Below are 21085 nucleotides of genomic sequence, written 5' to 3' on the forward strand. Positions count from 1 at the left end.
CACCGGTGCCGTCCGACCGCGTCACCCCGCCGTCGCATTGCCGGTGCGACCGCAGGCTGAGCGGCGCGGACGCGGCTGTTCGGGCGACTCCGGCCACAGCCGGGGCCGGTCATGGCACGATTCGTCCCGACACCAGGGGAGGACCGGCTTGTCGACCGCGACCGAGCAGCAGCACCTGGCCGGGCCGTTGTCCGCGGCCGTGGCCAACCTGTGCCAGCGCCTGCAGCCGCAGGTGTCCGCGCGCACCGCGGCGGGTTTCCGCGAGGTGCTGCGCAGACTGTCCGCGCCGCTGCAGGTCGCGGTGGCCGGGCGGATCAAGTCGGGCAAGTCCACCCTGGTCAACGCCCTGATCGGCAGGCGGGTCGCGCCCACCGACGTCGGCGAGTGCACCCGGCTGGTCACCCGCTTCCAGTACGGCACCGTCGACCGGGTCGAGCTGATCTTCACCGACGGCCGCAAGCAGGTGCTGCCCTTCGACGTCGGCGGCATGATCCCCAACGACCTCGAGGTCGACTTCGACAAGGTCTCGCACCTGGAGGCGTACCTGACCAACGCCGTGCTGCGCGACCTGACGGTGATCGACACCCCCGGCCTCGGCTCGCTCGACCTGGCCTCGGTCAAGCGCACCGAGCAGCTGCTCGGTGCCGCCAAGCACCGCAAGTCGGGTGCCGAGGCCGTCGAGGGCGAGGAACCCGAGGAGGAGGACGGCGACGAGCTCGACGACACCTCCCGCAACGCGGTCGCCGGTGCCGAGGCGGTGCTCTACGTGGTCACCCAGGGCGTGCGCGCCGACGACCAGCAGGCCCTCGCCGCGTTCACCGCCGCCACCGCCAGCCGCGAGGCCGGGCCGGTCAACGCCATCGCCGTGCTCAACAAGGCCGACACCATCACCCCGGAGTCGGTCTCGGGCAGCGACGGCGACGTGTGGAAGGCGGCGACGATGCTCGCCGAGAAGCAGGCGGCCACGCTCAAGCCGCGGGTCGCCGACGTCATCCCGGTCATCGGCCTGATCGCCGAGTCCGCCGAGTCAGGCGGCTTCACCTCCGCCGACGCCGACGCCCTGCGCCAGCTCTCCCACCTCGACGACGCGGTGTGGGACACGATGTTGATCTCGGCGGACATCTTCACCAGCTGGGAGTGCGACGTGCCCACCGGCACCCGCGCGCGCCTGCTGGAGAAGCTCGACCTCTACGGCATCCGCTGCGCGGTGGACGCCCTGCGCGCCGAACCCGAGCTGACCGCAGGCGCCCTCCGCCGCAAACTCCTCGACGCCTCCGGCCTCGCGGGCGTCCGCTCCCGCCTGGACGCGGTCTTCCGCGCCCGCGCCGACGGCATCAAGGCGGCGGCGGCCCTGGCCTCGGTCACCGCGCTGGCGCACGCCTCCGGCGACCCGGGCGAACGCCAGCGCGTCCACGACGCGATCGAGGTCCTGCTGGCCAAGCCGGAAGCCCACCAACTGCGCCTCCTGGAGGCGCTGACCCTGGTGACCTCCGGCGCGGTCAACATGCCCGACGACCTGGCCGAAGAGGTGCTGAGAGTCGGCAGCAGCGCGGAGGTGGGCGAGCAGCTGGGCATGAAGGGCCGCCCGCACAAGGAGCTCTCGGCCTACGCCCTGGAACGCGCGGGCTGGTGGCGCTCGTTCGCCTCATTCGGCGCCACGCCGGCCCAGAGCCGCGTGGCGCACGTGGTGCACCGGGCCTACTTCCTGATCTGGCAACAACTCAAAGCCCAATCCTGACCTAGCGAAGATCCGACCCTGTGTCGTTCTCTACCTAGACCCTGCTCGTTACCGGGGGCGGTATCTGGAGGAGTTCCGCGGCGAGCCGGCCGGGCGAGCTTGCCCGAGTGGTCTACACGCTGCGCCTGCTGTCGAGGGTCGTCGCACTGCGCCAAGCGCGCGGCTTGGCCGGATGGCTTGGGACACGGCGGTGACCGCTCTCCTGCGGCACGTGGTCGACGACGGGGCCTGCACCCGGCGGGCGATAGCCTTGATCATCAGCACCGCGTTCGCCGTGGCCGGGTTGGTGGCCGTGCTCGGTCTTGTTCCCGTCACCGTCCTCGTCCCACCCAGCCTGTCCGCTCTCCTGCTCCGCCGGGGAAGGACACCCGAACGGGTCTGACCGAGCGTGTCCGCGCTATACGATTCGGCGGCAACTGGCGCGGACAGGCTGGGTGGGACGAGATGGCTTCCTGGTTCAAGGGCAAGCGCAAGGACGGGGTCGAGGACTCCACCATCGAGGTGCGGGCGCAGGTGATCGCCGACGTCGACAGCGCGGAGCAGGCCCGGCCGCCCGAGCAGACAGCAGAGGACGAGTTGGTGGACGATTTCCGGGTCGAGCCCGCGTTGGTGAGCATCGCGCCCGAGCTCTACGACCAGGCCGTGGACGAGCGGCGGTCGCTGGTGGCGCTGTGCCTCTACGCCCACGACCGGGCCCGCAGCTCCGGTGTCGCCGAGCGGATCGAGGAGGGGTTGGCCGCCGTGGGGGTCACCGCGCTGCGGCCCGACGGGGAGCGGTTCGACCCTGCCCACCACGAGGCCGGGGGCACCGTGGGCACCGAGGACGACCTGCTCGACGGCACCGTCGCGGAGACCGAGGTGGTCGGGTTCAGCGACCGCGGCCAGCTGCTGCGGCCGCCGATCGTCACCGTCTACACCGGCAAGGCGACCACCGCATGACCCAGCCGAAGCAGCCGCTGTCGCTGCCCAAGCAGGTCGCCCAGGCCCGCGAGTCGCTGCTGACCCTGCTCAAGGAGTCCGCGCCCGAGTCGGCGCAGTGGGTCGAGGAGATCCGCGCGCGGCGCAAGAAGAAGCCGAGCGTCGTCGTGGTCGGGGAGACCAACCGGGGCAAGAGCTCGTTGGTCAACGCCCTGATCGACAGCCCCGGGCTGTCCCCTGTGGACGCTGACGTGGCCACCGCGACCTACCTCGTGTTCGGGCACGCCGAGGAGTGGGAGGCGCGGGCCTGCTACCCCGGGCAGCTGGCGCCGGTGCCGGTCGACCTGGCCAAGCTGGTCAACTGGGTGTCCGCGGCGCACGAGCTGCCCGACGGCGAGCTGCCGCCGCGCTACGTCGAGGTCGACGGGCCGGTGCCGATGCTGGAGAAGCTGGTCGTCGTCGACACCCCCGGGGTCGGCGGGCTGGACTCGGTGCACGGCGAGCTGGCCGTCGAGGCCGCCGCCTCGGCCACCGCGCTGCTGTTCGTGGTCGACGCGTCCGCGCCGTTCACCACCGGCGAGCTGAGCTTCCTGGCCGGGGTCGGCGAGCGGGTGGAGACCGTGGTCTTCGCGCTGTCCAAGGTGGACGCCTACCGCGGCTGGCGGCAGGTGCAGGAGGCCAACCAGCAGCTCCTCGCCGAGCACGCGCCCCGGTTCAAGGACGCGGTCTTCCACCCGGTGTCCTCGCGGATGTACGAGATGGCGGGCAAGGCGCCCAACCCCGAGGCCGTCGAGATGCTCAAGGAGCGCTCCGGGATCGCCGAGCTCTCCCAGGCGCTGCAGTCGCTGCTGGTCGGCCGCTCGGCGATGCTCGGTGAGGCGAACACCCTGCGTGCGCTGTCCTCCGCGCTCGGTGAGCTGAAGGTGACCCTGGACAACGAGCGCCGCGCGCTGACCACCGGCGAGGCCGAGGCCGAGGCGCTGCGCGCGCGCAAGGACGAGCTGGCCGCCGAGCGCCGCTCGTCCACCCGCGGCTGGCAGGTGAAGCTGCGCAGCGAGATCCAGCGGGCCCGGCTGGAGAACGCGCACGAGGTCAGCCGCCAGATGCGCGACCTGCAGTCCTGGTTCCGCCAGGCCATCGACACCTCCGACCGGGACAAGCTCAAGGAGCTGCCCGGCCAGGTCGACGCGGCCATGCAGATGGTCAGCGGCCGGATCAGCGAGGCGGTGAGCGTCCGGCTCAACCAGGTGGCCGACTCCGTCCTCAGTGAACTGTTCAGCGCCGAGGAGCTGGAGGTCATCCGCGGCCAGTTCGCCCGGTCCGGACAGTCCCAGGTGGTCTTGCGGACCGCGGAGAAGCGGCTGCCGACCGCCGAGGACAAGCTGCTGGTGTTCATGGGCGTCTCCGGCGGCTTCGGCGCGGGCAAGATGGCCGTGCTCCCGCTCGCGGGCGCGATCGCCGCGCCGATCCTGCTGGTGCCCACGATCATCATCGGCCTGGGCGCCGGCTGGTGGATCGCCCGCACCCGCAAGCACACCGCGGACAAACAGCACATGAAGACCTGGCTCAACGAGTCGATCGCCGACTCGCGCTCCACTTTGGACCAGCTGGTCTCCGAGCAGCTGATCGACGCCGAGTCGCAGCTCTCGCTGGCCCTCGACGAGGCGCTGGGCAAGCGGATCAGCGGGATCGAGGAGCAGCTGCGCGAGGTGGACAAGGCCCTGCGGCTGGACGTGAGCGAGCGGCAGAAGCGGGTGACCGTGGTGAACAAGCGGCTCGCCGACGTGGTTTCCGGGCGCGACCGGGCCGAGCGGCTGCTCGCCGGGATCCGGTCCGTTCGCGACAAGAACTAACGGCGTAACACCGGGAACCGGTCCGGCGAAGCGTCAGTCATACCGCCAACAAGCCAGAGAAATCCCGAGAGGGATGAGTTAGGGGGCACCCGTGTACGTGGACGAGACCGGCGCTGACACCACCGACACCACCGCGGACGACGCGGGCCACGACGAGTTGACCGTCGAGGTCGGCGGCGAGGGCTACGAGGTCCAGGAGAACTACGACTACGACCAGGACGGCCACAACGACACCGCCGTGGTCCAGACCGAAGAGGGCTACATGGCCTTCACCGACACCGACGGCGACGGCACCGCCGACACCATGGTCGAGCTCGACCAGGACGGCAACGTCACCGCGGCCGCCGAGTACAGCGAGGCCTCCGGCGAGTGGACCGAGGCCGAGGCGGGCTCGGTGCACAACCCGTCCGGCGACGGCGCCGACGACGGCCACGGAACCGGTCACACCGCCCCCTCGAACGACGACGACAGCAACACCCACACGACCACGCACACCTCCGGCGGCGGTGACGACATCACCGTCGACACCAAGGACGGCGACGTGGCGGCGGGCGCCGCGGAGTACGACGCGGACGGCGACGGCAAGAACGACACCGCGGTCACCACCGACCAGCAGGGCAACACCTACGCGTTCACCGACTCCGACGGCGACGGCGAGGCCGACGAGGCCATCGTGATCGAGGCCGACGGCGACGTGACCGTGGCCCAGCACACCGGTGAGGACGAGTGGACCACCGTCGAGACCGGTCACATCGGTGCCGACGGCTCGTACTCCTCCGACAGCACCGCCGCGGCCCCCGCCTCCGGCTCGGACTCGGCCTGGACCAGCTGATTTGTGTTGATCACCGCACGGTGAGTGAGATAGGAAAAGATCCCGGCGCGCCACTGGCGCACCGGGATCTTTCTCGTTCCGGCCCGCTGACGTGGGCAGATTCACTGTGGGTCACGACCGTTCGGTAACCGGACACCTTGGTGGCCGATCATGACCCTCGCATCCGGGTACTGAATCGATCCCCTTATCGTTCTTGTGAGAGAACCGACAGGCAAGGTATCGGTTACCTGCCGGTCACTTCGCTAACCTCAACACATTCCCTTCACGGCACGTACCCGCTCCACCCGGGCGGGTGCTCAGCCATTCGGTTAGGACGCCGCCGTCCCGGTCAGGGCAGTGGTGTCCTGACTGGCATTTCGGCGTTCAGTCAGGAGACGAGGCGAGATGACGGCAGTGACAATCCCTGGCGTTGACCAGGCACCGACTACGCACAAACGGCTCCTGGCGTGGGTGCGGGAGGTGGCCGAGCTGACCGCTCCCGAGCAGGTCGTCTGGGTCGACGGGTCCGAGGAGGAATGGACCCGGCTCACCGACAAGCTGGTGGACGCGGGCACCTTCACGCGTCTGGACAAGAAGCCGAACTCGTTCTACGCGGCGTCGGACCCCAACGACGTCGCCCGCGTCGAGGAGCGCACCTTCATCTGCTCGGTCGACGAGGCCGACGCGGGTCCCACCAACAACTGGATGGACCCGGCCGAGATGAAGGGGCTGATGACCGAGCTGTACCGGGGCTCGATGCGCGGCCGCACCATGTACGTGATCCCGTTCTGCATGGGCCCGCTCGAGGCGGACAGCCCGATGCTGGGCGTGGAGATCACCGACTCCGAGTACGTCGTGGTCTCGATGAAGATCATGACCCGGATGGGCACCAAGGCGCTGGAGAAGTTCTTCGACGCCGAGGGCAAGGAGCGCGACTTCGTGCCCGCGCTGCACTCGATCGGCGCGCCGCTGGAGCCGGGTCAGGCCGACGTCGCGTGGCCGTGCAGTGACACCAAGTACATCGTGCACTTCCCGGAGGAGCGGCTGATCTGGAGCTACGGCTCCGGCTACGGCGGCAACGCGCTGCTGGGCAAGAAGTGCTACTCGCTGCGGATCGCCTCGGTGATCGGCCGCGACGAGGGCTGGCTGGCCGAGCACATGCTGATCCTCAAGCTGACCTCCCCCGAGGACAAGGTCTACTTCGTCGCGGCCGCGTTCCCCAGCGCCTGCGGCAAGACCAACCTGGCGATGCTGGAGCCGACCATCCCGGGCTGGCGGGTCGAGACCATCGGCGACGACATCGCCTGGATGCGCTTCGGCGAGGACGGCCGCCTGTACGCGGTCAACCCGGAGAACGGCTTCTTCGGCGTCGCCCCGGGCACCGACTTCCACACCAACCCGAACGCGATGCGCACCATCGCCAAGGGCAACTCGCTGTTCACCAACGTCGCGCTGACCGACGACGGCGACATCTGGTGGGAGGGCATCGGCGAGCCGCCCGCGCACCTCACCTCGTGGAAGAAGGCCGACTGGACCCCGGAGTCCGACGAGAAGGCCGCGCACCCGAACTCGCGCTACTGCACGCCGATCGACCAGTGCGACACCAAGGCGCCGGAGTGGGACGACCCGAAGGGCGTGCCGATCTCGGCGATCTTCTTCGGCGGGCGGCGGGCGACCACCATCCCGCTGATCACCGAGTCGCGCGACTGGCAGCACGGCACCTTCATGGGTGCCACGCTCTCCAGCGAGACCACCGCGGCCGCGGTCGGCAAGACCGGCGTCGTGCGCCGCGACCCGATGGCGATGCTGCCGTTCATCGGCTACAACGCCGGTGACTACTTCAACCACTGGATCGAGACCGGCAAGCGCGCCGACGCCACCAAGCTGCCGAAGATCTTCTACGTCAACTGGTTCCGCCGTGGCGACGACAAGCGCTTCCTGTGGCCCGGGTTCGGCGAGAACAGCCGGATCCTGAAGTGGGCGATCGAGCGCATCGAGGGCAAGGCCACCGCCCGCGAGACCCCGATCGGCTGGGTGCCCACCGCCGACGAGCTCGACCTGTCCGGCCTGGACGGCGCCCGCGCCGACATCGAGGCCGCGCTCGAGGTCGACGCCGAGGAGTGGCGCGCGGAGCTGCCGCTCATCGAGGAGTGGTTCGACAAGATCGGCGACAAGCTGCCGACCCCGCTGCGCGACGAGTTCGAGGCGCTCAAGCAGCGCCTGGGCTAGCCCGCCAGACCCCCGGAGGCCACCGTGCACGCGCACGGTGGCCTCCGGTGTATTTCTCCCCGGACCGGCCTCCCGTCTGCGACAGTGAGCGCGGGCGCGGAGACAAACGGGAGGTCCGGTGCGCGCAGACCGCACATGGCGCTGGGAGCGCTCGGGGTACGACGAGCGCGTGCACGCCTTCCCCGCCGACGAGCTGGCCAGCTTCGTCGAGGCCGCCTGCACCCACACCGTGCCCTACGCCAAGGTCACCCGCGGCCACGCGGGCGCCCGGTGCCTGCGCTGCCTGCTCATCGTCGGTGACCAGCTCGTCGCCCGGGTGGCCGGTCCCCCGGCTGGCTGAGTTCGCCTGTGGATCGTTCTGTGGGTAGCGCCGCCGACCGCTGTGGATCATGGGTGCGCGCGCCCTGGGCTGGGCGCTTGTCGGGAGATCATTCGTGCCGCTAGCCCCAGGTGTCCCAACTGCACCAGAGTTGTCCACAGCCTGGGGACAAGGTTGTGCACAGCCTGTGGAAACGATGGGCCGAATGGGGTCGGTGACTGACCGATCGCGATCACGTCCGGTCAACCAGTGACGTGACGGCCATCTCGTTCTAGGGTGTCGCGGCAACACTCCCGCTACCGGAGCGAGGTCGTGATGGCGCCACCCCCGAGGACAGGCATCCGCTGGAGCTGGTGGAACCTGCTGCTGCTGGTCCCCCTGGTCCTGTTGATCACACCGATCTTCAACCGCACCGGTCCCGCGCTGTTCGGGATGCCGTTCTACTACTGGTTCCAGCTCGCCGGGGTGGTGATCGGGGTCGGCGCCACGTCGGTCGTGTTCGCGATGACCAGGGACCGGCCGACACCCCCGCCGCCCGGGCCCGACCGCGGCGTGGACACCCTCGACGAGGGGGCGCGGCCGTGAAGTGGACCGAGTTGATCGTCTTCACGCTGCTGTTCGGCGTGGTGACCGTGCTGGGTTTCGTGGCCGCGCGCTGGCAGGCGGGCAGCACGCTCGACCACCTCGACGAGTGGGGCCTGGGCGGGCGCAAGTTCGGCTCGTGGATCACCTGGTTCCTGATCGGCGGTGACGTCTACACGGCCTACACCTTCGTCGCGGTGCCCGCGCTGATGTTCAGCGCGGGCGCGGCGGGCTTCTTCGCGCTGCCGTACACGGTGATCCTCTACCCGCTGGCGTTCATGCCGCTGCTGCGCATCTGGTCGGTCTCGCGCTCGCACGGCTACGTCACCCCGGCCGACTTCGTGCGCGGCCGCTACGGCTCCCGGGCCCTGGCGCTGCTGGTGGCGATCACCGGCATCGTGGCGACGATGCCCTACATCGCGCTGCAGCTGGTCGGGCTGGAGGCGGTGCTGCGCACGTTGGGGCTCAACGGTTCCGGCGTCGTGGGGCACCTGCCGCTGCTGATCGCGTTCGTGATCCTGGCGGTCTACACCTACCAGTCCGGGCTGCGCGCGCCCGCGCTGATCGCCTTCGTCAAGGACATCCTGGTCTACGTGGTGATCATCGTCGCGGTGGTCTACCTGCCGATCAAGCTCGGCGGCTGGTCGTCGATCTTCGGCGCGGCCGAGGCGAAGTTCGCCGCCACCCCGGCGCCGGGCGACGGGATCCTGCTCAACGCCAACAACCAGCTGCAGTACGCCACCCTCGCGCTCGGGTCCGCGCTCGCGCTGTTCCTCTACCCGCACTCGCTCACCGGCGTGCTCGCCTCCCGCGGCCGCAAGGTGATCAAGCGGAACATGACGGCGCTGCCCGCGTACTCGCTGCTGCTGGGTCTGTTGGCGCTGCTGGGTTTCGTGGCCATCGCGGCCGGGACCGCGCCGATCACCAACCGGGCCACCGGCAACCCGGACACCAACACGATCATCCCGAACCTGTTCGAGCAGCAGTTCCCGTCCTGGTTCGCCGGGATCGCCTTCGCCGCCATCGGCATCGGCGCGCTGGTGCCCGCGGCGATCATGTCGATCGCGGCGGCGAACCTGTGGACCCGCAACGTCTACAAGGAGTTCATCCACCAGCGGGCCACCCCGAAGGAGGAGGCCCGGCAGGCGAAGCTGGCCTCGCTGGTGGTGAAGTTCGGCGCGGTCGCGTTCGTGCTGTTCATCGATCCGCAGTTCTCCATCGACCTGCAGCTGATCGGCGGGGTGATGATCCTGCAGACGCTGCCCGCGGTGGCGATCGCGCTCTACACCCGGTGGTTCCACATCTGGGGGCTGATCAGCGGCTGGGTCGTCGGGATGGGCTGGGGGATGCTGATCCTGTTCAACATCCCCAGCGCGGACGGGAAACGCGCGCACTTCGGCGCCTCCGCGCTGAAGCTGGGCGAGCTGAACGTGTTCGGCTGGCACCCGTTCGGCGGCTCGACCGTGCAGATCTACGTCGGGTTCGTGGCCCTGGTGGCGAACCTGGTCGTCGCGGTGGTGGTGACCGCGCTCGCGCGCCGGTTCCGGGTGTTCAACGGCACCGACCAGACCAACCCGGCGGACTACCACGTCGACGAGGACGACAAGAAGCTGCGGGCCATCGCCGCGCACTAGCGCGGTGCCGTCGATGAGAGAGCGGTGTGCGGGCTTTGCCGCCCGCACACCGCTCTCCTGTCGGAACTGATGCGTTCTGGGAGATCAGCGGGTTGGAGATCAGCGGGTCAGCGTCTGCGGACGAGGGTGGTCGCGACCAGCACGGCGGCGCTGATCAGCGCGGGCACCGCACCGGCCAGCAGCCCGATCACCACCAGCCCGGCGATCATGGCGGCGACCAGGAGCAGGGCCAGGTGCAGTGTGGGCGCCCAGCCACCGAGCAGCCGTTCGGCGATGACCAGCAGGCGCTCGTGCGTGGTGCGGCGCGGCGGCGGCCGGTCGGCCACGACGGGCGACGCGGGCGCGTGCGGCCGTGGCGGGGTCAGGTCCGATTCTTCGAAGGTGAGGCGCAGGGTGCGGCGGTCGTCCGTCCGAACGGACTCCGTTCCTGTCACGGTCACAGCGTCGAGCTCCTTCGTGGTACTGCGGTTACCGACCAGTTTCCCCCTGATGCGGCGACGATCAGATGACTACTCCGTAGTAGACGATGAGCGGAGCGTGTTCGTCGGTAAGCGGCATCCTTGTGACTCCCCTCACCTATCGGGTGATGCTATGACCCAGCGCTACGGCAGATGGCCTAGAGGTACCGCCATCGATCGGCTGAAGAACTGAACGGGTGGAGTAGTAACGGTTCCGTCGGCCCAACCGCACCCACTACCGGCATTCTGGCCGCAACTTGCAGATAGCGCCCCGGTCCGCAGCCCGTTTCATTCGTTCAGAGCAGCGGTAGAACCCGTGCGTGGTACCGGCCCGCGGTCCGTTCGTCGTGCGCCGCGGGCACTTCACCGACGCCCAGCGGCTAGTTTCGGGCGATGACTGTGAGCCGCTTCGGCGTCGTCGACCTGACCGCCCTGCCCGAGGACCTGGGAACCCGGATCGGCGCCATCGCCGAGAGGTCCGGGTTCGTGCCCAACATCTTCCTGGCCCTGGGCCACCGCCCGGACGAGCTGCGCGCGTTCATGGACTACCACGACGCGCTCATGGACTCCGACGACGGACTCAGCAAGGCCGAGCGCGAGCTCGTGGTCGTCGCGACCTCGGGCGCCAACCACTGCACCTACTGCGTGGTGGCGCACGGCGCGATCCTGCGGATCCGCACCAAGGACCAGCACATCGCCGACCACGTGGCGTCGAACCCGTGGGCGGCCGAGCTGACCGACCGGCAGCGGGCCATCGTCGACCTCGCGCTCTCGCTCGCGGTCGACTCGGCGGGCTTCGGCGAGCACGACGTGGCGGTGGCCGAGGACGCGGGCCTGACCAGGGCGGAGATCTGGGACATCGGCGCGATCACCGCGTTCTTCGCCATGTCCAACCGGCTCGCGCACCTGATGTCGTTGCGCCCCAACGACGAGTTCTTCCTGATGGGCCGGGTGCCTAGGGCGTAGCGACCAGCCGGGCGGCGCCGACCACGCCCGCGTCGGCGCCCAGCTCGGCGGGCACGACCCGCAGGTGGTGCAGGTACGGCAACCTGGCGTGCTCGACGATCGCGGCCCGGATCGGGGCGAAGAGCAGGTCGCCCGCTTTGGCCACGCCACCGCCGACCACGGCGAGGTCCAGGTCGACCACGACCGCGGTCGCGATGATCGCCTTCGCCACGGCCCGGCCGCCGCGGTCGAACGCGGCGCGGGCGATCTCGTCGCCGTGCCGCGCGGCCGCGGTGAGGTGGGCGGCGTCGGCGTGGTCGGGCGCCCGCCAGCCGGCGGTCCGCGCCCAGCGGACCAGGTTCGGCCCGCTCGCCACGGTCTCGACGCAGCCCTTGCCGCCGCAGCTGCACAGCTCGCCGTCGTCCTCGACCACGATGTGCCCGAGGTGTCCGGCGTTCCCGGTGCGCCCGCCGTGCGGCTGGTCGTCGATGACCAGGCCGCCGCCGACACCCGTCGACACGACCAGTCCGACCATGGACGGGGTGTCCCGGCCCGCGCCGACCCAGGACTCGCCCAACGCCATGCACAGGCCGTCGCCCGCCAGCTCGACGCGGACCCGCGGCACGAGTTCGGCGACTCGGTCGCGCAGCGGGAAGTCGCGCCAGCCGGGGATGTTCAGCGGCGCGACGGTGCCCGCGACCGGGTCGACCGGGCCCGCGCAGCCGATGCCGACACCCGCGACGTCGGCGGGGAGGTCGGTGAGCACGTCGCGGACGGCGGTGAACACGTCCTCGGCGTCGCCGGGCGGGGTCGGGACCTGCCGCCGCCACTGGAGCCCGCCGTCGCGGTCCACCGCGCCGACGGCGATCTTCGTCCCGCCGATGTCGATACCCAGGAACACCGGTGCAGTATGCGCGGCGGCCGGGGCCGGAGACGCGGAAGCCCGGGAACCGAAGGCTCCCGGGCTTGATAAACCACCTGGGCATGAAGAAACCCCGTAGTGCTGCCAGGTCGGGGGTCCGCCAGCACTACGGGGTCAACCGGAACATCGTGCTCAGCCCCGGTCGTGTTACACAGAACCGAGATGTGCCCTGCATCACATCTCGGTTCCGGCTCTTGGTCAGCGCCAGACGTTCTGGGTCTGGGCGAGGGTGATCAGCTCGTGGCGCATCGACGGCGTGGCGGCCTGGTCGATGGCGCGGTTCACCGCCTTGCGAGTGCGGGCCTCGGCGCGGCGGGCGCGGATCTTCGCGGCGACGTTCATTGCTCCTGCATCCCCTTTGAGAGGTCTTCCTGCCGTCCTGGCTGGGCGGCATGCCTCAAGTATGCACCTCGAAGCCGCTCGATGCACGTGTTTGTCCGGTGAACTGGCGCACACACCGATGAATCATCGGTTGTTAACTGAAGTTAACCGGGTCCTGTCCGGTTAGTCGGGTGATCTGGCGGACACGTGCGTAACGTGCGCCGAGGTCCGCGCGACTGGCGATCGGGATGCATAGGGCTATCTAGCAATGAAGCTAGAGAAGTGGATACGGCGCCATCGAGGGCGCGCTACTCCGCCATGCCGAGCAGGTACCGGCCGAAGTGCGGCACGGTGAAGGCGATCCGGCCGCGCTCGGCGGAGTAGACCAGGCCCTTCTTGATCAGGCTGTCCCGCGCCGGGGAGAGCGAGGACGGCTTGCGCCCCAGGAAGACCGCGATGTCGGAGGTGCCGGAACCCTCGTCCCGGCCCTCGGTCAGCTCGGCCATCGCCCGCAGGTACTCCCGCTCGGCGGGCGTGGCCCGCTCGTAGCGCGACCCGAAGAACCCCACCGCCAGCTCCGCCTCCGCCTCGGGCGCCGCCACCGCGACGTCCTCGGCGGTGATCGGGTCGTCCGGTGCGGCGTCCCAGGCGGCCTTGCCGAACGCCTGGATGAAGTACGGGTAGCCGCCGGAGCGCTCGAACAGCGCGTCGAGCGCGGCCGGGGTGATCCCGGCCTGCTCCCGGTCGACCGGCACGAGCACGGCCTGGTCGGCGTCCTCCCGGTCGAGCCGATCGATCCGGACGTAGCGGAACAGCCGCTCGGAGTAGGACTTGCTGGCCGAGAGCAGCGCGGGCAGGTGCGGCAGCCCGGCCCCGACGACCACCAGCGGCGCGCCCGACTGCGACAGCTCGTGGCAGGCGGCGCACAGCGCGGAGATGTCCTCGGCGCCGATGTCCTGCATCTCGTCGATCAGGATCGCCACCCCGGTGCCGACGTCCTGGGCCAGCTCGGCGACCTCGGTGAACAGCTCGACCAGGTCGATCTCGATGTCCCCGGAGTCGGCCCGCCCCAGGGCGGCGGGCACGTCGATCCCCGGCTGCCAGCGGTCCCGCAACTTGGCGTTCTCCGGCGCCGCGCGCAGCGCAAACGCTTTCAGCACACCGAGAACCTCTTCGACCCGTTCCGGCGCGCGGTGCCGCACGGCGAGATCTCGGATGGCCCGGTGCAGTGCGGCCGACAACGGCCTGCGCAGATCGGCGTCAGGCCGTGCCTCGATCTTCCCGGCACCCCAGCCCCGGCGAACGGCCATCGAACGCAACTCACCGAGTAGGACGGTCTTGCCGACACCTCTTAGTCCGGTGAGCACAAGACTGCGCTCGGGCCTCCCCCGCGCGACCCGCTCCAAGACCACTTCGAAGGCCTTGAGCTCCTTCTCCCGCCCCGCGAGTTCCGGCGGCCGCTGCCCAGCGCCAGGGGCGAACGGATTGCGCACCGGATCCATCATCGGACTGTATCGGGCTGTCTAGCGAGCGGCCGATATTTGCCCGAGCGTGTTGCCGCCCGGCGTGGGACGTCGGGCTGCGTGGTGGTTCAGGCCGCATCGGAGGTCGGGCTGTGTGGGAGGTCAGGCCGCGTGGGCAGCCCACTCCACCCAATCGAGCCCCTCGCACGCAACTTGAGGCCGTGGTCATAGCGGCGGGCAGGCGTGAAGCTCTACCGTTCTCTAGTTCTGACTCTAGAGAGATGTAGAAACGGCTACTACTTCTCCAGGATGGCGGTGACGCCTTGGCCACCGGCGGCGCAGATGGAGATCAAGCCGCGGCCGGAGCCCTTCTCGTTGAGCAGCTTGGCCAGGGTGGCCACGATCCGGCCGCCGGTGGCGGCGAAGGGGTGGCCCGCCGCCAGCGATGATCCGTTGACGTTGAGCTTGGCGCGGTTGATCGGGCCCAGTGGTTCGGTCAGGCCGAGCTTCTCCTTGGCGAAGGCCACGTCCTCCCACGCGGCCAGCGTCGCCAGGACCTGGGAGGCGAAGGCCTCGTGGATTTCGTAGAAGTCGAAGTCCTGCAACGAAAGGCCGGCTCGGGAGAGCATTCGGGGCACGGCGTAGGCGGGCGCCATCAGCAGGCCCTCGCCGCCGTGGACGTAGTCGACGGCCGCGGTCTCGGTGAAGGTCAGGTAGGCCAGGACGGGCAGGCTGCGTTCCTTCGCCCACTCCTCGCTCGCCAGCAGCACCGCCGAGGCGCCGTCCGAGAGCGGTGTCGAGTTGCCTGCGGTCATGGTGCCCTCGGGGCCGCCGAACGCGGGCTTGAGCTTGGCGAGCTTCTCGGCCGAGGAGTCCGGGCGCAGGTTCTGGTCGCGGGTCAGGCCCTGGAACGGGGTCACCAGGTCGTCGAAGAAGCCCCGGTCGTAGGCGGCGGCGAGCTTCTGGTGGCTGGCGGCGGCGAGTTCGTCCTGCGCCTCGCGGGAGACGTTCCACCGCGCGGCGGTCAGGGCGGCGTGTTCGCCCATGGACAGGCCGGTGCGCGGCTCGGCGTTGCGGGGGATGTCGGGGACGATGTGGCCGGGGCGGATCTTGGCCAGCAGGGCGAGCCGCTGGCCGACGGTCTTGGCGTTGTTCAGCGAGATCAGGATGCGCCGGAGGTCCTCGTTGACCTGCAGCGGCGCGTCGCTGGTGGTGTCGACGCCGCCGGCGACCGCCGAGTCGAGCTGGCCCAGGGCGATCTTGTTCGCCACCTGCGCGATCGCCTGCAGGCCGGTGCCGCACGCCTGCTGCACGTCGTAGGCGGGGGTGTCCGCGGCGAGCCTGCTGCCCAGCACGCACTCGCGGGTGAGGTTGAAGTCCCGGCTGTGCTTGAGCACCGCCCCGGCCGCCACCTCGCCCAGTCGCACGCCTTGCAGGCCGAACCGGGCTACCAGCCCGTCCAGCGCGGCGGTGAACATGTCCTGGTTCGACGCCTGGGCGTACGGGCCGTTGGACCGCGCGAAGGGGATGCGGTTCCCGCCAAGGACCGCCACTCGGCGCACGTGACTCGGGGTCATTCCATCCTCCTGAGCACAGGTTTGCGGCTGCGGTAGCATCGTAACCTACTCTTGAGTAGCTTGACCGGCGAGCAGGGAGGCACACCACAGATGACTGACCGCTACCAGCAGTTCAGCACTTCCGGCGTCGGGCGGCTGCTTGTGCGGCGGCTGGGGTTGCCGGATCCCACACCGCTGCGCAGGTACCGGCCGGGCGCGCCCGCGTTGGACGGTCCCGCGCTGGTGGGCGGGGCGCCCGGCGGGCGGCTGCTCGACCACCTCGGCACCGTGCTCAAGTCGGCCGGGATCGAGGTGGCGGCCACCGCCGACGGTGTCCGGCCCGGCGCCCTGGTCTTCGACGCGACCGGGGTGACGACCGTCGAGCGGCTGCGCGAGCTGTACAACTTCTTCCACCCGGTCATCCGCGGCCTGGGCACCTGCGGGCGCGTGGTCGTGCTCGGCACCCCGCCGGAGCGGATCACCGACCCCGGTGAGCGGATCGCCCAGCGCGCGCTCGAGGGTTTCGTGCGCTCGGTCGGCAAGGAGCTCGTCCGCGGTGCCACGGCCCAGCTCGTCCAGGTGGCGCCGGGCGCCGAGGAGAAGGTCGAGTCCACCCTGCGGTTCCTGCTCTCCGGCAAGTCCGCCTACGTCGACGCGCAGGTGATCCGGATCGGCGCGCTCGGCGGCACCGCCACCGAGCCCGAGGACTGGGCGGCCCCGCTCGCGGGCAAGGTCGCCCTGGTCACCGGCGCCTCGCGGGGCATCGGCGCGGCCATCGCCGACGTGCTCGCCCGCGACGGCGCGCACGTGGTCGCGCTCGACATCCCGGCCCAGGGCGCGGACCTGGCCCAGGTCGCCAACCGCGTCGGCGGTTCCACGCTCCAGCTGGACATCACCGCGGCCGACGCCCCGGCCAGGCTCGTCGAGCACCTGCGCGCGCGGCACGGCGGCGTGGACGTCGTCGTGCACAACGCCGGGATCACCCGGGACAAGAAGCTGGCCAACATGAAGGAGGCCGCCTGGGACGCCGTCCTGTCGGTCAACCTCGCCGCCCAGCTGCGCGTCAACGACGCCCTGCTCGCCGACGGGACGCTGCGCGCGGGCGGCCGGATCATCGGCGTGTCCTCGATCGCGGGCATCGCGGGCAACACCGGCCAGACCAACTACGGCACCAGCAAGGCGGGCGTGATCGGCATGGTCGACGCCCTCGCCCCGGTGCTCGCCGAGCGCGGGATCACCATCAACGCGGTCGCGCCCGGCTTCATCGAGACCAAGATGACCGCCGCGGTACCGCTGGTCATCCGCGAGGCCGGTCGGCGGATGAACAGCCTGTCCCAGGGCGGTTTGCCGGTCGACGTCGCCGAGACCATCGCCTGGTACGCCAACCCCGCCTCCGGCGCGGTCAACGGCAACGTGGTCCGGGTCTGCGGCCAGAGCTTGTTGGGGGCCTGATGTCGGTGCGGGAACTGCAAGAACTGGACAGCGCGCCGAACCTGGGCTTGCTGTACCCCAAGGCTGTCCTCGCGGGCTTCACCAAGAAGGGCGGCGACCTGCCTGACCGCGCCTACCTGCGGCGCGGCGTGCGCGTCGATCCCCGACACCTGGCGGACTACAACCGGGTGTGCGAGTTCCGGCTCACCGACGAGCTGCCGGTGACCTACCCGCACGTGCTCACCTTCCCCATGCAGGTGAAGCTGATGACCGACCCGGACTTCCCGTTCCCGCTGATCGGCTCGGTGCACGTGGCCAACCGGATCACCCAGGCGCGGGCGCTGCGGGTGGACGAGGAGGTCGACCTGCGCGTGCACGTGGAGAACCTGCGGCCGCACCCGAAGGGCCGCCAGTTCGACATGGTCAGCGAGGGCGTGGTCGGGGGCGAGGTCGTGTGGCGGGACGTGAGCACGTACCTGCGCCGCGGTTCGGGTTCAGGGGCTCGCTCGGGTGAGGACCACCGCGAGCCGCCCGCGCCCTCGGCGGTGTGGCGGGTGGGCGACGACATCGGTCGCCGGTACGCGGCGGTGTCCGGCGATCGGAACCCGATTCACCTGCACGCCTTGAGCGCCAAGGCTTTCGGGTTCCCGCGGGCCATCGCGCACGGGATGTGGACCAAGGCGCGGTGCCTGGCCGCGTTCGAAGGGCGACTGCCCGGGGCTTGCACCGTGGACGTCCGGTTCAAGCTGCCGGTGCTCTTGCCCGCGAAGGTGGGCTTCCACGCGGCCGCCACACCCGGCGGGTGGGGCTTCGAGCTGTTCGACGCGCGGTCGGGCAAGCCGCACGTGGAAGGTGTGATCACCGAGCTCTAGGGCTGCGGCTCGCCCGCTTCCGGTGTGGGGACCCAGACCGTGCCGTCGACCAGGTCGCCCAGGCCCATCCAGACCAGGTTCATCAGCCAGGACGCGACGACCTTCTCCGGCACGTCGGGGTGGTCCAGCCACCAGTCGGCCAGCGACTCCCCCGCGCCCACCAGCGCGGCGGCCAGCGCCTCGGTGGACTTGGTGGCGGTCTCGTCCAAGCCCCGGCTGGTGGCCGAGCGGACCAGCAGGGCGTCGACCAGGTTGATCGCCCGGCCGCGCATCGCGAGCAGCTCCTCGCTGAACGGACCGCCCTGCGAGGTGGCCTGCCGGTGCAGCACCCGCCAGCTCTCCCGCTGGGCGCCGACGAAGCGGAAGAACGCGCGCAGGCCGTGCCAGAGCTGCATGTCCGGTGCCAGCTCCGCCCGGACACCCGCCGCGATGGCCTCCATCAGCAGGGTGGCCTCGCGCCGGATGCAGGCGGCGAACAGGTCTTCCTTGTGGCCGAGGTAGGCGTAGATCATCGGCTTGGAGACCCCGGCGACGTCGGAGATCTCGTCCATCGAGGCGCTGTGGTAACCGTGCTGGGAGAAAACCCGCACGGCGGCGTCGAGGATCTGGCGCTCCCGCACGTCGCGGGGCAACCGCTTCACCCGCGCCGGTCGACGCTGTTCGTCGACGCTCACGCCGTACCTCCTGTCGAAGACGGGTCCACCCTTGTCAGCCAACCTACCCGCCCGTAGCCTACTGATGAGTAGGTACGGGAGGTGCTCATGTCCGACCCAGGACGCGCCGGTGCGGACATCGGCGCGCTCGAGCCGCGGGAGCTGGTCGCGCTGCTCGATCGGATGGACCCCGCGGACATCGCCGCGATGGACATCGACGTGGATGCTATCGGTCGGGCGGTCGACCCGAGGCAGCTTGGCCGCGACGACCTCAGCCTGCTGCTCGGCGCCATCAACCGGCTGGCCGAGGCGGGCGCGGGCGTGGACCTGTCCGGGCTGGCCCCGCCGACCTTCGCCCGGATCATCGCGCACGCCTCCCGCGAGCAGGTCGAGGCGATCATGGGCCAGCCCCGCCTGCGCGCGGCGGTGCTGACTGAGATCTTCCGGCGCATGGGCTCCCACCTGCGGGAAGACCGAGTGGTCGGCCTGCACGCGGTGATCCACTGGCGGCTCACCGGTGGCACTGGAGAGGGTGGCTACGACCGGTACGAGGCGGTCATCGCCGAGGGCGCCTGCGTGGTCGGGCGGGAGATGGCGCAGCGACCGCGGGTCACCATCACGCTGTCCCCGGTCGACTTCTGCAAACTCGTCACGCACAACGCCTCCGCGCCGGTCCTGTTCATGACCGGCAAGCTCAAGGTCCGCGGCGACCTCGCTTTCGCGGCCGGGCTCACCGGCTTGTTTGAGCTGCCGCACCCGTGAGCGGGCACACTGCGGGGATGTCCATCCGACGCGGGCGGCGACCCCGGTGGCACCGCCTCCCCCCGACCGCGGTCGTCGACCTGGACGGCTTCGCCGACGCCATCGACCCCGCCCGGCTCGACCCCGGGCAGTTCGTGCGGCTCGTCGCCGTGCTGGAGATGCTGGGCAGCGCGGGTACCGGCATCGAGCTGGCGGGCATGCGCACCGAGACCTTCATCCGCTTCCTCGGCCGGGCGTCCCGCGAGCAGCTCGAGGAGCTGACCTCGCACTCGGAGCTGCGGCACGTGGTCTTCGCCGAGCTGTTCCGCAGGATGAGCGAGCACCTGGACACAGCGCGGACGGGTGAGCTGCGCGCGGTCGTGCACTGGCGCTTCACCGGCGGTGCCGACGACGGCTACGACCGGTTCGAGACGGTGATCGACAGAGGCCGATGCGTCACCCGCGACATGCCCACCGACGACCCCCGGGTGACAGTGACCATCGGGCCGGTGGACTTCCTGCGCGCGGTGACCGGCGCGGTCAGCCTGACGATGCTGTTCCTGTCCGGGAAGGTCAAGGTCAAGGGCGACATCGCCTTCGCGGCCGGGCTGATCGGCTACTTCGACCTGCCCCGCCCGATCCCCTGATCGGGGCACGGTGGGTGACAGTCCGCCGAGACCTCTGCACCATGGGTGCTTGTGGCGGTGTGTGGCAGCACGAGGACGTGGAACGGCAAGCGGTGCCGCAACCCGGTCAGCGGGCGAGGACGGCGCTGCCACCAGCACACCTGTCTCGCGCTGTTCTTCCGGAAGGCGCGGCCTGACCCGGTGGTCCCGCCGCAGACCCCCCGCACCCCACCACAACCGATGCGCTTGGCCACCCGGACCGAAGGCCTGCGGATCGCCACCCGCGACTGGCGGACCGCCGTGGCGGACGGCGCGCGGACGGCGGTCGACCCCGAGACGTGGACGGCGTTGCTGGCAGCCGACCCGGCTACCACGTGCACCCGGTTCGCGCAGTTGGCGCGCACTCTGGCGGATGGGGACCGGCAGCTGATCGCTCGGTTGTTGGACCCGGTGGTCTCCCCGGGAGTGGTGGCTCGGGTGGTCGCGGGGCAGGTGACTCGGCGGTTGTTCGAGGTGACTTCTGGGGCTGCGCACGTGGAACTCGTGGTTAGTGCGTTGCGGGTGTTGGGGGTTTATGTCTGTGCTACTGGGGATCGGGATTTGGCTGATTGTCGGTGTTTGCGGGATATGATTGATGACAAGGGTCTTGCGGTGACTAAGCGGGCTTTGCAGGAGGGGTTGTCTGTTTTAGCTTGATCTCTTGGTGGCTTCCTTGGGTGCCCGGTGAGGTTGCGCGCCTGTGTACCCGAGTAGGAGCGGGCTCGATTCAGTGAACTCGCTTCGTGTGGGGCCCCTAGAGCACCGCGGTGGGAAAGAACGGCGGGTGAAGGGCATTCCCACCACAGGTCAAGTTTAGCGGTGCTTTCCCCCCACGCGAAGCGAGTCCACTGAATCGAGCGCATTCGTAGCGGGTATTGCGTTTTGTGGGGGGCGAGTGAAAAGCCTAGAGCCAGTGCTGGCCAGAGCCAGAGCAGAGTCAGAGCCAGAGCTGGCTGGGGCTGGGGCTGGCTGGA

20 protein-coding genes are annotated in these 21085 nt (G+C 70.2%); 14 read left to right on the plus strand and 6 right to left on the minus strand.

Annotated features, from left to right (window positions below):
• Positions 1-148: 148 nt before the first annotated feature.
• From QSK30_RS05355 to mctP, 9 genes are all read left to right on the plus strand, one after another.
• Positions 149-1738: a dynamin family protein gene (locus QSK30_RS05355; RefSeq protein WP_285500045.1), complete on the plus strand. Its 1590-nt coding sequence runs from the start codon at positions 149-151 to the stop codon at positions 1736-1738.
• Positions 1739-1928: 190 nt separating this feature from the next.
• On the plus strand, positions 1929-2120 hold the full coding sequence (locus QSK30_RS05360) for a hypothetical protein (RefSeq protein WP_285500046.1): 192 nt from the start codon (positions 1929-1931) through the stop codon (positions 2118-2120).
• A 62-nt stretch (positions 2121-2182) separates the two neighbouring features.
• The gene (gene grpE / locus QSK30_RS05365) at positions 2183-2677 is read left to right on the plus strand and encodes a nucleotide exchange factor GrpE (RefSeq protein ID WP_285500047.1); all 495 of its coding nucleotides are present in this window, start codon (positions 2183-2185) and stop codon (positions 2675-2677) included.
• Positions 2674-4509 carry a dynamin family protein gene (locus QSK30_RS05370; RefSeq protein ID WP_285500048.1) on the plus strand — a complete coding sequence of 612 codons (1836 nt, stop codon included), beginning with the start codon at positions 2674-2676 and terminating at the stop codon, positions 4507-4509. Before grpE ends, QSK30_RS05370 begins: the two co-directional genes overlap by 4 nt.
• A gap of 91 nt (positions 4510-4600) precedes the next feature.
• Positions 4601-5341 carry a hypothetical protein gene (locus QSK30_RS05375; protein WP_285500049.1) on the plus strand — a complete coding sequence of 247 codons (741 nt, stop codon included), beginning with the start codon at positions 4601-4603 and terminating at the stop codon, positions 5339-5341.
• 384 nt (positions 5342-5725) lie between these two features.
• Positions 5726-7549: a phosphoenolpyruvate carboxykinase (GTP) gene (locus QSK30_RS05380; RefSeq protein WP_285500050.1), complete on the plus strand. Its 1824-nt coding sequence runs from the start codon at positions 5726-5728 to the stop codon at positions 7547-7549.
• A 118-nt stretch (positions 7550-7667) separates the two neighbouring features.
• Complete coding sequence (locus QSK30_RS05385; protein ID WP_285500051.1) at positions 7668-7889, plus strand: hypothetical protein; 222 nt, start codon at positions 7668-7670, stop codon at positions 7887-7889.
• Between the two features lie 294 nt (positions 7890-8183).
• On the plus strand, positions 8184-8453 hold the full coding sequence (locus QSK30_RS05390) for a DUF3311 domain-containing protein (RefSeq protein ID WP_285500406.1): 270 nt from the start codon (positions 8184-8186) through the stop codon (positions 8451-8453).
• Complete coding sequence (gene mctP / locus QSK30_RS05395; protein ID WP_285500052.1) at positions 8450-10084, plus strand: monocarboxylate uptake permease MctP; 1635 nt, start codon at positions 8450-8452, stop codon at positions 10082-10084. Before QSK30_RS05390 ends, mctP begins: the two co-directional genes overlap by 4 nt.
• 107 nt (positions 10085-10191) lie before the next feature.
• Here mctP and QSK30_RS05400 read toward each other — a convergent pair whose 3' ends face one another.
• The gene (locus QSK30_RS05400) at positions 10192-10524 is read right to left on the minus strand and encodes a hypothetical protein (RefSeq protein WP_285500054.1); all 333 of its coding nucleotides are present in this window, start codon (positions 10522-10524) and stop codon (positions 10192-10194) included.
• Between the two features lie 411 nt (positions 10525-10935).
• Between QSK30_RS05400 and QSK30_RS05405 the strand changes: the two genes are divergently transcribed.
• Positions 10936-11508, plus strand: coding sequence for a peroxidase-related enzyme (locus QSK30_RS05405; RefSeq protein ID WP_285500055.1), 573 nt, complete (start codon positions 10936-10938; stop codon positions 11506-11508).
• On the opposite strand, the gene QSK30_RS05410 is transcribed toward QSK30_RS05405, so the two are convergent.
• From QSK30_RS05410 to QSK30_RS05425, 4 genes are all read right to left on the minus strand, one after another.
• Entirely contained in the window at positions 11498-12388 is an 891-nt protein-coding gene (locus tag QSK30_RS05410; RefSeq protein ID WP_285500056.1) for an ROK family protein, read from the minus strand. The two genes, QSK30_RS05405 and QSK30_RS05410, sit on opposite strands and share 11 nt — an antisense overlap.
• A gap of 219 nt (positions 12389-12607) precedes the next feature.
• Complete coding sequence (locus QSK30_RS05415; protein WP_285500057.1) at positions 12608-12751, minus strand: hypothetical protein; 144 nt, start codon at positions 12749-12751, stop codon at positions 12608-12610.
• A 287-nt stretch (positions 12752-13038) separates the two neighbouring features.
• Positions 13039-14232 carry an ATP-binding protein gene (locus QSK30_RS05420; RefSeq protein WP_285500058.1) on the minus strand — a complete coding sequence of 398 codons (1194 nt, stop codon included), beginning with the start codon at positions 14230-14232 and terminating at the stop codon, positions 13039-13041.
• 257 nt (positions 14233-14489) lie between these two features.
• Complete coding sequence (locus QSK30_RS05425; protein ID WP_285500059.1) at positions 14490-15770, minus strand: acetyl-CoA C-acetyltransferase; 1281 nt, start codon at positions 15768-15770, stop codon at positions 14490-14492.
• Between the two features lie 90 nt (positions 15771-15860).
• Here QSK30_RS05425 and QSK30_RS05430 point away from each other — a divergent pair, with 90 nt between their 5' ends.
• Positions 15861-17201 (plus strand): 3-oxoacyl-ACP reductase, encoded by a 1341-nt coding sequence (locus QSK30_RS05430; protein ID WP_285500060.1) that lies wholly within the window; start codon positions 15861-15863, stop codon positions 17199-17201.
• Positions 17201-18052 carry a MaoC family dehydratase gene (locus QSK30_RS05435; protein WP_285500061.1) on the plus strand — a complete coding sequence of 284 codons (852 nt, stop codon included), beginning with the start codon at positions 17201-17203 and terminating at the stop codon, positions 18050-18052. The genes QSK30_RS05430 and QSK30_RS05435 overlap by 1 nt, the downstream gene beginning before the upstream one ends.
• Here QSK30_RS05435 and QSK30_RS05440 read toward each other — a convergent pair.
• Positions 18049-18726 carry a TetR/AcrR family transcriptional regulator gene (locus tag QSK30_RS05440; RefSeq protein WP_285500062.1) on the minus strand — a complete coding sequence of 226 codons (678 nt, stop codon included), beginning with the start codon at positions 18724-18726 and terminating at the stop codon, positions 18049-18051. The two genes, QSK30_RS05435 and QSK30_RS05440, sit on opposite strands and share 4 nt — an antisense overlap.
• Positions 18727-18813: 87 nt before the next feature.
• On the opposite strand from QSK30_RS05440, the gene QSK30_RS05445 reads away from it, so the two are divergent.
• Together QSK30_RS05445 and QSK30_RS05450 are read left to right on the plus strand one after the other, a co-directional pair.
• Positions 18814-19467: an SCP2 sterol-binding domain-containing protein gene (locus QSK30_RS05445; RefSeq protein ID WP_285500063.1), complete on the plus strand. Its 654-nt coding sequence runs from the start codon at positions 18814-18816 to the stop codon at positions 19465-19467.
• Between the two features lie 17 nt (positions 19468-19484).
• Positions 19485-20093, plus strand: a complete 609-nt coding sequence (locus QSK30_RS05450) for an SCP2 sterol-binding domain-containing protein (RefSeq protein WP_285500065.1) — start codon at positions 19485-19487, stop codon at positions 20091-20093.
• The last annotated feature ends 992 nt before the right edge of the window (positions 20094-21085 follow it).

This window comes from Actinokineospora sp. NBRC 105648, from assembly GCF_030269645.1.
Lineage (GTDB): Bacteria > Actinomycetota > Actinomycetes > Mycobacteriales > Pseudonocardiaceae > Actinokineospora.

Bases quoted from the DNA above. Each gene is read 5' to 3' on its own strand.
- QSK30_RS05450 (WP_285500065.1), top strand. From the start codon at position 19,485: ATGTCCATCCGACGCGGGCGGCGACCCCGGTGGCACCGCCTCCCCCCG.
- QSK30_RS05435 (WP_285500061.1), top strand. From the start codon at position 17,201: ATGTCGGTGCGGGAACTGCAAGAACTGGACAGCGCGCCGAACCTGGGC.
- QSK30_RS05370 (WP_285500048.1), top strand. From the start codon at position 2,674: ATGACCCAGCCGAAGCAGCCGCTGTCGCTGCCCAAGCAGGTCGCCCAG.
- QSK30_RS05445 (WP_285500063.1), top strand. From the start codon at position 18,814: ATGTCCGACCCAGGACGCGCCGGTGCGGACATCGGCGCGCTCGAGCCG.
- QSK30_RS05405 (WP_285500055.1), top strand. From the start codon at position 10,936: ATGACTGTGAGCCGCTTCGGCGTCGTCGACCTGACCGCCCTGCCCGAG.
- grpE (WP_285500047.1), top strand. From the start codon at position 2,183: ATGGCTTCCTGGTTCAAGGGCAAGCGCAAGGACGGGGTCGAGGACTCC.
- QSK30_RS05425 (WP_285500059.1), bottom strand. From the start codon at position 15,770: ATGACCCCGAGTCACGTGCGCCGAGTGGCGGTCCTTGGCGGGAACCGC.
- QSK30_RS05420 (WP_285500058.1), bottom strand. From the start codon at position 14,232: ATGGATCCGGTGCGCAATCCGTTCGCCCCTGGCGCTGGGCAGCGGCCG.
- QSK30_RS05390 (WP_285500406.1), top strand. From the start codon at position 8,184: ATGGCGCCACCCCCGAGGACAGGCATCCGCTGGAGCTGGTGGAACCTG.
- QSK30_RS05380 (WP_285500050.1), top strand. From the start codon at position 5,726: ATGACGGCAGTGACAATCCCTGGCGTTGACCAGGCACCGACTACGCAC.
- QSK30_RS05430 (WP_285500060.1), top strand. From the start codon at position 15,861: ATGACTGACCGCTACCAGCAGTTCAGCACTTCCGGCGTCGGGCGGCTG.
- QSK30_RS05415 (WP_285500057.1), bottom strand. From the start codon at position 12,751: ATGAACGTCGCCGCGAAGATCCGCGCCCGCCGCGCCGAGGCCCGCACT.